9 protein-coding genes and 1 pseudogene are annotated in these 12,828 nt (G+C 69.2%); 5 read left to right on the forward strand and 5 right to left on the reverse strand.

Annotated elements, in window-relative coordinates:
* Nucleotides 1-35 precede the first annotated feature (35 nt).
* The 5 genes from K4B79_RS14275 (at nucleotide 36) to K4B79_RS14295 (ending at nucleotide 4,686) form a co-directional block, all read left to right on the forward strand.
* Nucleotides 36-545 (forward strand): Lrp/AsnC family transcriptional regulator, encoded by a 510-nt coding sequence (locus K4B79_RS14275; RefSeq protein WP_232026899.1) that lies wholly within the window; start codon nucleotides 36-38, stop codon nucleotides 543-545.
* Nucleotides 546-574: 29 nt separating this feature from the next.
* The gene (locus K4B79_RS14280; RefSeq protein WP_232026900.1) at nucleotides 575-964 is read left to right on the forward strand and encodes a MerR family transcriptional regulator; all 390 of its coding nucleotides are present in this window, start codon (nucleotides 575-577) and stop codon (nucleotides 962-964) included.
* Nucleotides 961-1,293 carry a thioredoxin gene (gene trxA, locus K4B79_RS14285; RefSeq protein WP_308280435.1) on the forward strand — a complete coding sequence of 111 codons (333 nt, stop codon included), beginning with the start codon at nucleotides 961-963 and terminating at the stop codon, nucleotides 1,291-1,293. The genes K4B79_RS14280 and trxA overlap by 4 nt, the downstream gene beginning before the upstream one ends.
* Before the next feature lie 168 nt (nucleotides 1,294-1,461).
* Nucleotides 1,462-2,223: a hypothetical protein gene (locus K4B79_RS14290; RefSeq protein WP_232026901.1), complete on the forward strand. Its 762-nt coding sequence runs from the start codon at nucleotides 1,462-1,464 to the stop codon at nucleotides 2,221-2,223.
* 189 nt (nucleotides 2,224-2,412) lie between these two features.
* Nucleotides 2,413-4,686 carry a HelD family protein gene (locus K4B79_RS14295; protein WP_232026902.1) on the forward strand — a complete coding sequence of 758 codons (2,274 nt, stop codon included), beginning with the start codon at nucleotides 2,413-2,415 and terminating at the stop codon, nucleotides 4,684-4,686.
* Between the two features lie 128 nt (nucleotides 4,687-4,814).
* Here K4B79_RS14295 and K4B79_RS14300 read toward each other — a convergent pair.
* From K4B79_RS14300 to K4B79_RS14320, 5 genes and pseudogenes are all read right to left on the reverse strand, one after another.
* Nucleotides 4,815-6,030, reverse strand: a pseudogene (locus K4B79_RS14300) (RNA-guided endonuclease InsQ/TnpB family protein).
* A 160-nt stretch (nucleotides 6,031-6,190) separates the two neighbouring features.
* Entirely contained in the window at nucleotides 6,191-9,166 is a 2,976-nt protein-coding gene (gene glgB / locus K4B79_RS14305) for a 1,4-alpha-glucan branching enzyme (protein ID WP_232026903.1), read from the reverse strand.
* A gap of 19 nt (nucleotides 9,167-9,185) precedes the next feature.
* Nucleotides 9,186-10,592, reverse strand: coding sequence for a maltokinase N-terminal cap-like domain-containing protein (locus K4B79_RS14310; protein WP_232026904.1), 1,407 nt, complete (start codon nucleotides 10,590-10,592; stop codon nucleotides 9,186-9,188).
* 93 nt (nucleotides 10,593-10,685) lie between these two features.
* The gene (treS, locus tag K4B79_RS14315) at nucleotides 10,686-12,386 is read right to left on the reverse strand and encodes a maltose alpha-D-glucosyltransferase (protein ID WP_232026905.1); all 1,701 of its coding nucleotides are present in this window, start codon (nucleotides 12,384-12,386) and stop codon (nucleotides 10,686-10,688) included.
* Nucleotides 12,383-12,828 (reverse strand): DUF3459 domain-containing protein (locus K4B79_RS14320; RefSeq protein ID WP_232026906.1); only part of this gene is annotated, 446 nt, incomplete at its 5' end. The genes K4B79_RS14320 and treS, both read right to left, overlap by 4 nt.

Consider the following 12,828-nt stretch of genomic DNA (forward strand, 5'->3'; position numbering starts at 1 on the left):
CTCCCGGCGTACATCCACGTCCTGAAGGGGGAACCATGGGAGTTCGGGCCGTCGCACCAAAAGAACCACGGCAGTTGCGCGCCACCGCCGACGAAACATCGGTGGCCTTCGACGCGCTGGACCGGCAGATCCTCGAACTCCTCCAGAGCGACGGCCGGATCAAGCTCAGCGAACTGGGCCGGCAGGTCCGGCTCAGTCCCGCCGCGGTCACCGAGCGGGTGCGCCGGCTGGAGACGGCGGGCGTGATCAGCGGCTACGGCGCCCGGGTCGTCCCGGCCCGCCTCGGCTACGGCATCCAGGCCTTCATCCGGGTCAATCCGCACGGCGGCTACACCCTCAAGCACCCCAGGACCCTGGAGCTGATCGAACGGCCCGAGATCACCGAGGTGCACCACGTGGTCGGCGAGGACTGCTGGATCCTCAAGGTCGCCGTGCGGGACACCGTCCACCTGGAGGACGTCCTGGAGAAGGTCTCCGCCCTCGGCCGTACGACGACGTCGATCGTGCTCACCTCTCCCGTGGAGCGCAAACCGCTGTTGCCTTGACGTCGGGGTGAAGGCTTACGTTCGTACCCATGCGAATCGGCGAGCTGGCCGAGCGGGCCGGGACGACGACCCGGACGCTCAGGTACTACGAGTCCCGGGGTCTGCTGCCCGCGCGGCGCACCCACAACGGCCATCGGACCTACGACGAGAGCGATCTGAAACTGCTGCGGCAGATCAGGACGCTCCAGGACTTCGGGTTCGACCTGGAGGAGACCCGGCCGTTCCTGGAATGCCTGCGGGCCGGGCACCCCGACGGGGACTCGTGTCCGGCCTCGCTCGCGGTCTACCGGCGCAAGCTGGACGAACTCGACGCGCTGATCGGCGAGTTGCAGGCCGTGCGGGCGCAGATCGGGGTGCGGCTCGCGGCGCTGGACGACACGGAGGAACCGCTGTGCGAAATGGGAGGACGGGAACGGTGATCAGAGCAGCCGGAGTGGCCGAGGTGACGGACGCCGACTTCGAGACGGAGGTGCTCGGGGCGGATCTGCCGGTGCTGGTGGAGTTCACCGCCGACTGGTGTCCGCCGTGCCGGCAGATGGGGCCGGTGCTCAGCGCCCTCGCGGCGGAGGAGGGCGAGCGGCTGAAGGTGGTCCAGCTCGATGTGGACACCAATCCGGACACGACGAACGCGTACCGGGTTCTGTCGATGCCGACCTTCATGGTGTTCCGGAACGGAGAGCCGATGAAAGCGGTCGTGGGAGCGCTCCCCAAGAGGCGTTTGCTGGAAGAGATTTCCGAGTTTTTCTGACATTCGATTTCCTCAACTCCCTTCCGGAAAAAGGATGTTAGGAATTCAATCAAGAAGTTAATCGTCGGTAAGAAATCTTTGCGTTTGCTTTGCGGAGGAAAACCTTTTCTCGGCCGGAATGGGTGCCTTAACTTTCAAGCACACCCCCCACAGAGGAAAGGTCGGGAAGTGAACACACTCTTCACTGGACGCAAGCGCCGCTCGGCGGCTGTCGCGGTCACGGGAATGGCGATGCTCGGCGGAATGTTCGCCGGAATAGGCACCGCGAACGCGGCGGACGACAACTGGTACGACCAGTCGGCACTGCTCACCTCCTGCCAGCAGAACGTGGACGGTCTCGGCAAGGCGGACCGGTGCCGCTTCGAGCCCGCCAAGCGGGAGATCTTCACGGGCCCGGCACGTCAGGTCGGCCCGACCGTGCACGCCTGTGCGAGCAAGATCACGCTCGGCCGTCAGACGACTTCGGGACGCACCGAGGAGAACAGCATCGGTGTCTCGGTCGGCGTCGAGGCGGGGCTGTCGAAGGTCTTCAGCGCCTCCATCCAGACGACGTACAACCACACCTGGTCCTACTCGACCTCGGAGACCACCGAGATCGGCGGCGAGGTGCCCGAGTACTCGGTCGGGTACGCGACGCTCGCCCCGGCGATGCAGCGCGTGACGGGCCGCATGGTCATCAACTACCCGAAGCGCCGGCACGGCCACTACCTGTGGTACGCGTACCCGACGCTCACCCAGTACGACCCGGACGAGATGCAGTACTCGACGACCACCGTCTACAGCCGTCCGATGACCGCGCAGGAGCGCCAGAGCATGTGCAACGGCGCGGGCGGCACGGTCTCCGCCCCGCCGGCCACGCACACCACGATCCACCTGGCGCAGCCGCCCACGTCGCAGGGCGCGGGCCTGTCCGGGCGGCCCCGGAACTGACCGGGCGGGACCGGCGGGTCCGGCCGGACCGGAAATAGGAAATCCCCCGAGCGATTGCGCTCGGGGGATTTCCCTGCGTATATTTAATGGTTCGCGACTTCGCATGGATCGGGTCGCGGAGAAGCTCAGTAGGCACAGTATATCCGGGCGGGAGCGGAATTGTCAAACACCGGGTTTCCAGACCATGAATTGAAGCGCGAACAGGAATTCATCGACGGGCTGTACGCACGCGTGGACGCGCTGCGCGGTGACACCGAGACCTCCGTCACACATGCCCTCGCCCAGGGCAACACGCCCATGCAGGCCCGCCTGGAGCGGGACATCCTGGTCGCCGAACGGTCGGGGCTGCTGGCCGCGCTGAACGCGGTGGACGGCTCGCTGTGCTTCGGCCGCCTCGATCTCACCTCGGGTGTCGTCCATCACATCGGCCGGATCGGTCTGCGCACCGACGACGCCGAGCGCACCCCGATCCTGATCGACTGGCGGGCGGACGTCGCCCGCCCCTTCTACCTGGCCACCGGCCACACCCCGATGGGCCTGCGCCGCCGCCGGCACATCACCACCGAGGAGCGCCGGGTCACCGCCCTGCACGACGAGATCCTCGACCTCGGCGACGACGAGCGCACCGGCCACGAGGACCCGACCGGCGACGCCGTGCTGCTCGCCGCGCTGAACTCCGCGCGCACCGGGCGGATGGGCGACATCGTGCAGACCATCCAGGCCGAGCAGGACGAGATCATCCGCGCCCCGCACCGGGGGATCATGGTGGTCGAGGGCGGCCCCGGCACCGGCAAGACGGCCGTCGCCCTGCACCGGGCCGCGTACCTGCTGTACGAGCACCGCGAGCTGCTCGCCAAGCGGGCGGTCCTGATCGTCGGCCCCAACCCAGCCTTCCTCGGCTACATCGGCGAGGTCCTGCCCGCGCTGGGCGAGACCGGCGTCCTGCTGGCCACGGTCGGGGAGCTGTACCCCGGGGTGAAGGCCACGGCGACCGACACCCGCGAGGCCGCCGCGGTCAAGGGGCGCGCCGCGATGGCGGACGTCCTCGCCGACGTCGTACGCGACTGGCAGGCGCTGCCCGATCCGGTGATCACGATCGAGCACGACCGCGAGGTCCTGATGCTCGACGACGGCCTGGTGAAGGTGGCGCGCGAGCGCACCCGTGAGGCGCGGCTGCCGCACAACGTGGCCCGGGAGCACTTCGAGGGGCACATCCTCAACACGCTCACCGACATGGTCGCCGAGCGCATCGGCACGGACCCCTTCGACGGTACGAACCTCCTCGACCCGAGCGACATCACCCAGATCCGCGACGAGCTCGCCGAGAACCCCGAAGTCTGGTCCGCCATCGACCAGTTGTGGCCGCGGCTGACCCCGCAGCGGCTGGTCGCGGACTTCCTCGCCGACCCCGTCGGCTACCTCCCCGACGAGGACGCGGCCGCCATCCGCCGCCCGGTGACCCGGGCGTGGACCGTGGCGGACGTACCCCTGCTGGACGAGGCGGCCGAACTGCTCGGCGTGGACGAACGGGTGGCGCGGGCGCGGGCCGAGCGGGACCGCGAGACCCAGGTCGCCTACGCGCAGGGCGTGCTGGACGTGTCCTACGCCTCGCGCACCTACGAGTTCGAGGACAAGGACGAGGAGGACTCCGAGGTCCTGTCCGCGCACGACATCATCGACGCCGAACGCTTCGCCGAGCGCCAGGAGGAGGACGACCACCGCAGTGCCGCCGAGCGCGCGGCGGCCGACCGCACCTGGGCGTTCGGGCACATCATCGTCGACGAGGCGCAGGAGCTGTCGCCGATGGCCTGGCGGCTGCTCATGCGGCGCAGCCCGACCCGCTCGATGACCCTGGTCGGCGATCCCGCGCAGACCGCCGAGCCGGCCGGTGTCGGATCGTGGGCGGGGATCCTGGAGCCCTACGTCGAGGACCGCTGGGAGCACACCCGCCTCGGCGTCAACTACCGCACCCCGGCCGAGATCATGGAGCTGGCGGCGGCCGTCGTGCGCGCCGAGAACCCCGGCTTCGAGCCGCCGAGCTCGGTCCGGTCGACCGGGGTACGGCCCTGGGTGCGCGCCACCGACGACCTGCCCGGCGCGGTGGCCGAGGCGGTCAAGGAGCTGACCCCCGACGAGGGGCGGCTCGCCGTCATCGCCCCGCGCCATCTGCACCGCAGGCTCGCCGCCCGGCTCGACGGGGTGACGGCCGGCGCGGAGCCCGACCTCACGCGGACCGTCGTCCTCCTCGACCCCCGCCAGTCCAAGGGGCTGGAGTTCGACTCGGTCCTCGTCGTCGAGCCGGGGCTGTACGGCACCAGCGACCTCTACGTCGCGCTGACCCGGGCCACCCAGCGGCTCGGGGTGCTGCACGCCGGACGGCTGCCGAAGGCACTGGCGGGCGCGCTGGCGGGCGAGTCGGAGGGCGCGTCGGAGGAGCCGCTCGCGGGGGACGCGAGCGACTGACGGGGCGACAGGAACAGGTTCGTACAAGAGCCGTAACAGTTCGTGACGCGATCACTGCGTGTGTACGGCCGGCGTGCGGTAAGCGTTGCGGTGTGACTACTCCTCCCCGTAAACGGGGTGGCTTCTCGCTAAGGGCGTTGAGCTTCGCGACGGACCAGCCCGGCCCGTAGAACGTTGACAGCTCCAACTGTGTCGGCGTGCGCGGTATGGCCGCACGAGACGCAGTGGAACTTCTCCTGTGCGGGCCGGTTCTCCTTGGCGGTGTGCCCGCATTCGGGGCACCGTCGGGAGGTGTTGCGGGGGTCCACGGCGATCACCTCCCGTCCGGCGCTTTCAGCCTTGGCGTGCAGAATCGTCAGGAACACCCCCCATCCGGCATCAGCGATCGAGCGGTTGAGCCCTGCCTTCGCGGCGCCTCCATTAGGCAAGAACGCACCCGGCCTGTCGGGGTCGGGCTTCGGCGTGGGTGCCCGGCTCATGTTGCGGATCCTGAGGTCTTCGTGCGCGATGAAGTCATGCTCACGGACCAGCGTGAGGGCGGTTTTGTGCGCGTGGTCAAGCCGCTGGCGTCGCACCTTGCCATGCAGGTCGGCGACCTTCTCCACGGCACGCTGGTGGTTGGCGGTACGATCCCTGGCCTTGCAGCGCGGGAATCGGGACAGGGCCTGTTGCGCGGCTTCGAGCTTCGCGGCAGCCTTCCGCCGGTGACGCGGGCTGGACACGAACGCACCGCCCGAGTCGGCAAGGAAGTTCACCAAACCCATGTCGATACCGACGGCACTGCCGGTGGCGGGCAGCGGCTCGGGCTGTGCCTGCTCCGCGGTCAGCACAACGAACCACTTACGGCCCTCGCGCTTGACGCTGACGGTCTTGACCTTGCCGGTCACCGGCCGGTGCTGATTGACCCTGACGTGTCCGACGCCCTGAAAACGGACGCGTCTGACCGGGTCATGCGGGCGTACTGTCCCAGCGACAGCCGTCCCCGTCCTTGGGAAAGACCACGGTGTCAAACCAGTTCACGCCCCGCAACCGCGGGTATCCGGGCGTCTCCCCGGCCTTGATGCGGCGGAAGAACGCGGCGAACGCCTTGTCGAGCCGTCGCAGTGTCGCCTGTTGGCTGGAGAACGACCAACGGCCCTGACGTTCCGGGTCGAATGCCCGGATGTCCTTGAGCTGCGCTGACTGCATTCCGTACTTGACGCTCGTCTTGGAGACGTGCCGGTAGGCGTCGCGGCGTTCCTGCAACGCGCCGTTGTAGAGCGAGCAGTGATCCCTCAGCATCTCGGAGAGGGCCTGGTCCTGACGGACGGTGGGCCGCATGAGGAACTTGTACGCACGGATCACGCAGCTCACCTCCTCCCCGACCGGCCCACCGGGCCTTGTGATCATCACAACGAATGGGAGGCCACTCGGTCACGCTTCCCTCAGGCGTACGCTCGTTCCCTCCGCGGGGTCCGGCTGACCACCGTGATGGGTCACCACGGTGGACGCCATGTCCCACCGGCTACGCCGGGCGCAGCCATACCGTCGCGAGTGGAGGCAGGGTCAGGTGGATGCTGGCCGGGTGGCCGTGCCAGGGGGTGGCGTCCGGTTTGAGGGTGTGGGGGTTGGTGAGGTCGGTGCCGCCGTAGGGGGCGGCGTCGGTGTTGAGGGACTCGTGCCAGGCGGGGATGTCGTCGGGGACGCCGATGCGGTAGTCGTGGCGGACGACGGGGGAGAAGTTGGAGACGGCGAGGAGGGGGGTGCCTTCGGCGTCGTAGCGGAGGAAGGCGAAGACGTTGTCCTCGGCGGCGTCGCCGACGACCCATCGGAAGCCGGCGGGGTCGGTGTCGCGCTCCCAGAGGGCGGGGGTGTGGCGGTAGACGGTGTTGAGGTCGCGGACCAGGTCGCGGACGCCCCGGTGGTCGGGTTCGGCGCCGTAGGCGGGGTCGAGGAGCCACCAGTCGGGGCCGTGGGCCTCGGACCATTCGGCGCCCTGGGCGAACTCCTGGCCCATGAAGAGGAGTTGCTTGCCTGGGTGGGCCCACATGAAGGCGAGGTAGGCGCGGTGGGTGGCGCGTTGCTGCCACCAGTCGCCGGGCATCTTCGACACCAGGGAGCGTTTGCCGTGGACCACCTCGTCGTGGGAGATCGGCAGGACGTAGTTCTCGCTGTAGGCGTAGACCATCGAGAAGGTCATCTCGTGGTGGTGGTACTTGCGGTGGATGGGGTCGTGCTGGACGTAGCCGAGCGAGTCGTGCATCCAGCCCATGTTCCACTTCAGGCCGAAGCCCAGGCCGCCGAAACCGCCGGGCCCCTTGTGGTGGGTGGCTCGGGTGACGCCGTCCCAGGCCGTGGACTCCTCCGCGATGGTCACCACGCCTGGGACTCGGCGGTACACCGTCGCGTTCATCTCCTGGAGGAAGTCGACCGCGTCCAGGTTCTCCCGGCCGCCGTGCACGTTCGGGATCCACTGGCCCGGCTCGCGCGAGTAGTCGAGGTAGAGCATCGAGGCGACCGCGTCCACCCGCAGCCCGTCGATGTGGAACTCCTCGCACCAGTAGATGGCGTTGGCGACCAGGAAGTTGCGCACCTCGCGGCGGCCGTAGTCGAACTCCAGGGTGCCCCAGTCGGGGTGGGCGGACCGCAGCGGGTCCTCGTGCTCGTAGAGCGGGCGGCCGTCGAACTCGGCCAGTGCCCAGTCGTCGCGCGGGAAGTGCGCCGGCACCCAGTCCATCAGGACGCCGATCCCGGCCTGGTGCAGCGCGTCCACCAGGTACTTGAAGTCGTCCGGGGTGCCGAGCCGGGCCGTCGGGGCGTAGAAGCCGGTGACCTGGTAGCCCCAGGAGCCGCCGAAGGGATGCTCGGCGACCGGCATCAGCTCGACGTGGGTGAAGCCGAGGTCCTTGACGTACGCCGGGAGCTGCTCGGCGAGTTGACGGTACGTCAGTCCCGGTCGCCAGGACGGGAGATGGATCTCGTAGACGGAGAAGGGCGCCTCGTGGGCGGGGGCCTGCCCGCGCCGCTCCAGCCACTCCTGGTCGTGCCACTCGTGACGTGAGGTGTCGATGACGGACGAGGTGTTGGGCGGGACCTCGGTACGGCGGGCCAGCGGGTCGGCCCGCAGTGTCTTCGAACCGTCGGGCCGGGTGATCTCGAACTTGTACAGCTCGCCCTCGCCGATCCCGGGCGCGAACAGCTCCCAGACGCCCGTGCCGCCGAGGGAGCGCATCGGGAACGCCGCCCCGTCCCAGAAGTTGAAGGTGCCGGCCACCCGCACGCCCCGCGCGTTCGGCGCCCACACCGTGAACCGGGTGCCGGTCACGCCCTGGTGGGTCATCGGCTGCGCGCCCAGCGCCGTCCACAGCTGCTCGTGCCTGCCCTCCCCGATCAGGTGCAGATCGAGGTCCCCGAGCGCCGGCAGGAACGCGTACGCGTCCTCGATGTCCTGGGTCGCCCCCTCGTACGCCACGAGCAGGCGGTACTCCGGAACCTCCCGCAGCGACAGCAGACCGGAGAAGAAGCCGTCCCCGTCGTCGTGCAGTTCGGCCCGCAGGTCACCGGCCACGACCGTGACGGACAGCGCGTACGGCCGGTACGCCCGGAACGCGATCCCGCCGGGCACGGGGTGGGCGCCGAGCACGGCGTGCGGCTCGTGGTGGGTACCGGCGAGCAGGCGCTCCCGGTCCCCCGCGTCCACGGCGGGGGAGACGGTGACCTCGCCCAGCGGCGCGGGGGCCTCCGGCGGTTCGGCGGCCGACGGGGCGGTGATCTTCTCGGCGGCCACCTTCTTGGGGGTCACCTTCTCGGCGGCGACTTTCTTGGCGGGCGCCCTCTTGGCGGTGACCTTCTTGGCGGCGGCCTTCGTCGTGGCCGCCTTTGTCGCTGCCGCCTTGGTCGTGGTCGCTTTCGCAGTGGTCGCTTTCGTCGTGCTCGCCTTTGCCGTGACGGCCTTCTTCGCGGGGGCCTTCTTGGCCGGGTTCTTCGCGGCGGTGGGCTTCGGGGCGGTGGTTTTCGCCGGGGCCGTCTTCGGCGGGACGGACGCCGGGGCCTTCTTCGCAGGGACCGGCTTCGTGGCGCCGGTCTGCGCCGCGGTGGTTTTCGCCGTGCCGGTCTTCGCGGGCGTGCTCTTCGCGGGCGTGCTCTTCGCCGCGCCCGTCTTCACGGCGGGTGTCTTCTTCGCGGTGGCCCGCTCCGGCGTCGTCTTCTTCGCGGCGCTCTTCTTCGTCGCCGCGACCGCCTTGGTCGCCGTGGTCTTCTTCGCCACTGCCTTCTTCGCCGTGGTCTTCTTCGCGGCGGCCTTCTTGGTCACGGTCTCCTCGGCGGCAGCCTTCTTCACCGCCGCCTCCTTCGCCGCTTTCCTGGGAGCGGTCACCTTCTCCGCGGCCTTCTTCACACTCTTCGCGGCTTTCGCAGCCTTCTTCTTCGGATCCGAACCGCTGGGCGTGGGCGGGGTCACGGGTGGAGCCTCCTCGACGGACAGTGCGTGTGCATGGGTCATGCCTGGCTCATACCTGGGGTCAGGTCAGGTCGGATGTCACGTACCGCTCTATCGCGGCCATCGGCACCGGCAGCCAGTCCGGGCGGTGCCGGGCCTCGTAGACGACCTCGTAGATCGCCTTGTCGGTCTCGTAGGCCCGCAGCAGTACCGGGTCGGTGCGCGGGTCCACGCCGCTGACCTCGGCGTATCCCGAGCAGTACGCGGCCCGGCAGGTCTCGGCCCAGCCGGACACCGACGGGCCGGCGGAAGGGGCGGAGTGGGCCGCGTAGTCGAAGGAGCGGAGCATCCCGGCGATGTCCCGGGCCGGCGGCTGCGGCATCCGGCGTTCGGTGAGCGGCTTGGACGGCTCGCCCTCGAAGTCGATCAGCGACCACTGTCCGGCGGGTGAGCGCAGGCACTGGCCGAGGTGCAGATCGCCGTGGACGCGCTGCGCGGTCCAGGTACGGCCCTCGGCGGCCAGGTCGGCCAGCGCCGTGAACGCGGAGTGCAGTCCGGCCGCGTGGGGCCGGAGCGCGGGTACCGCCTGCACGGCCGTCTCCAGGCGCTCGATCATGCCGTCGACCAGCAGCTGGAGCTGGGCGTGGCCGAGCGTCACCGTGGGCAGCGCCCGGGCGAGCGCGGTGTGCACCTCGGCGGTGGCGCGGCCCAGCGACCGTGCCTCCGCGCCGAAGTCCTCACCCTTGGCCAGTTCCCGCAGCGCCAGTTCCCATCCGTCGGTCGCGCCCTGCACGAAGGGCTGGAGGACGCCGAGGGTGTACGGCTCACCGGCCAGCTCCGCCCGCAGCCAGCCCGTCGGCGCGGGCACCCGGGGGCAGCCCTCCCGGGCCAGCGCCAGCGGCAGTTCCAGGTCGGGGTTGATGCCGGGCACGATCCTGCGCAACAGCTTCAGGATGAACGTATCGCCATAGACGATGGACGAGTTGGACTGCTCGGCGGTCATCAGACGGGGGACGAGCCCGTCCCGGATCTCCTGTGCCGCGTCCCGTTCGAAGCGCAGTGCGCCGATGCGGGCCCGCGTGCGCAGGGCCTCCAGGAGCAGTTCGGCGGGGCGGGGGTCGTGCAGGGCCTCGTAGACCGTGTGTCCGGCGAGCGGACCCTCGTCCAGGTGGCCGATCAGCGCGGGCGCCAGCCGGGGCGGCAGTGCCTCGCGCACGCCCAGGAGAAGCTGGTAGCAGTCGCCGGGATGGGGCGGGGCGCCGAGGGTGAGCGGCTGGTGGGCGCGGACCAGCAGGTGGTACAGGCCGAGCTTCCCCGTGGGCGGCAGCAGTTCGGTGGCCGCCACCAGGGAGAACCCGGTGACCGGACGCCCCTTGCCCGCGAACCAGCGCTGCCGGGGCAGCCATTCCCGCAGCAGTGGATCCAGCGACGCAAGGAGGCCGGGGCTGCCAGAACTTGCGGTGTCGCTGCGTATGACGACTTCCGACATGGCGTCGCGTCCTTTCCCCGGGGTGGTCGGGGTGTTACTGATGCGTGCCCCGGGCGGGACGGGAGAAACCGCCCCGCCCGATGCCTGTACGGCCTACACGGCGTCCTTGCGGAGCCTGAACCAGTAGAAGCCGTGCCCGCCCAGAGTCAACAGGTACGGCAGTTCCCCGACGGCCGGGAACCTCACCCCGCCGAACAGCTCCACCGGGTGCCGCCCGTTGAACGAGCTGAGGTCCAGCTCGGTGGGCTGCGCGAACCGGGAGAAGTTGTGCACGCACAGGACGAGGTCGTCCTCGTACTCCCTGAGGAACGCGATCACCGCCGGGTTGGACGACGGGAGTTCCGTGTAGGAGCCGAGGCCGAAGGCCGGGTTCTGCTTGCGGATCTCGATCATGCGCCGGGTCCAGTGCAGCAGCGAGGACGGGGACGCCATCGACGCCTCGACATTGGTGACCTGGTAGCCGTAGACCGGGTCCATGATCGTGGGCAGGTACAGCCGCCCCGGATCACAGGACGAGAATCCGGCGTTGCGGTCCGGGGTCCACTGCATGGGGGTGCGGACGGCGTCGCGGTCGCCGAGCCAGATGTTGTCGCCCATGCCGATCTCGTCGCCGTAGTAGAGGATCGGTGAGCCGGGGAGGGACAGCAGCAGGGCCGTGAACAGCTCGATCTGGTTGCGGTCGTTGTCGAGCAGGGGCGCGAGCCGGCGGCGGATGCCGATGTTGGCGCGCATACGTGGGTCTTTCGCGTATTCGGCCCACATGTAGTCGCGTTCCTCGTCGGTGACCATTTCGAGGGTGAGCTCGTCGTGGTTGCGCAGGAAGATGCCCCACTGGCAGTTCGAGGGAATCGCGGGGGTCTTGGCGAGGATTTCCGAGACCGGGTAGCGGGACTCCCTGCGGACGGCCATGAAGATGCGCGGCATGACGGGGAAGTGGAAGGCCATGTGGCATTCGTCGCCGCCGGACCGGTAGTCGCCGAAGTAGTCGACGACGTCCTCGGGCCACTGGTTGGCCTCCGCCAGCAGGACCGTGTCCGGGTAGGACGCGTCGATCTCCTTCCGGACCCGCTTGAGGAACTCGTGGGTCGCCGGAAGGTTTTCGCAGTTGGTGCCCTCCTCCTGGTAGAGGTACGGCACCGCGTCCAGCCGGAAACCGTCGATCCCCAGGTCCAGCCAGAACCGCAGCGCGGAGATCATCTCCTCCTGGACGGCCGGGTTCTCGTAGTTGAGGTCCGGCTGGTGGGAGAAGAAGCGGTGCCAGTAGTACTGCTTGCGGATCGGGTCGAAGGTCCAGTTGGAGGCCTCGGTGTCGACGAAGATGATCCGGGCGTCCTGGTACTGCTTGTCGTCGTCGGCCCAGACGTAGTAGTCGCCGTAGGGGCCGTCGGGGTTGTTGCGGGACTCCTGGAACCACGGGTGCTGGTCGCTGGTGTGGTTCATGACGAAGTCGATGATGACGCGCATGCCGCGTTGGTGGGCGGCGTCGACGAACTCCACGAAGTCGGCGAGGTCGCCGAACTCGGGCAGGACGGCGGTGTAGTCGGAGACGTCGTAGCCGCCGTCGCGCAGCGGCGATTTGAAGAAGGGCGGCAGCCACAGGCAGTCGACGCCCAGCCATTGGAGGTAGTCCAGTTTGGCGGTGAGGCCCTTGAGGTCGCCGACACCGTCGCCGTTGCTGTCCTGGAAGGAGCGGACGAGGACCTCGTAGAAGACGGCACGCTTGAACCACTCCGGATCCCGGTCCTTGGCGGGCGTGTCCTCGAAGGTGTCCTGGACGGGCTCGTTGACGATCATGTTGTGGGTGACCCTCCGGTCTGCGGGGTGGACGGTCGCAGAACCGTGAAGACATGCGCGGGCCGGGTGCCCGGTTCGAGACGCACGTAGTTGGCCCTGCCCCAGTGATAGGTCTCGCCGGTGAGCTCGTCGCGCACCGGCACCGACTCGTGCCATTCCAGGCCGAGTTGCGGCATGTCCAACGAGACCGTGGCCTCCTGGGTGTGGTGGGGGTCGAGGTTGGCGACCACCAGAACCGTGTTCGATCCCTGCCGCTTCGAGTACGCGATCACCGCGTCCTGGTCCGCGTGGTGGAAGTGCAGATCGCGCAGCTGTTGGAGGGCGGGGTGCCGCCGCCGGATTCCGTTGAGTTTGGTGATGAGGGGGGCGATGGTGCGGCCCTCGCGTGCGGCGGTGTCCCAGTCGCGGGGTTTGAGCTGGTACTTCTCGGAGTCGAGGTATT

The sequence above is a fragment of the Streptomyces lincolnensis genome (assembly GCF_021173675.1).
GTDB classification, from domain to species: domain Bacteria; phylum Actinomycetota; class Actinomycetes; order Streptomycetales; family Streptomycetaceae; genus Streptomyces; species Streptomyces lincolnensis_B.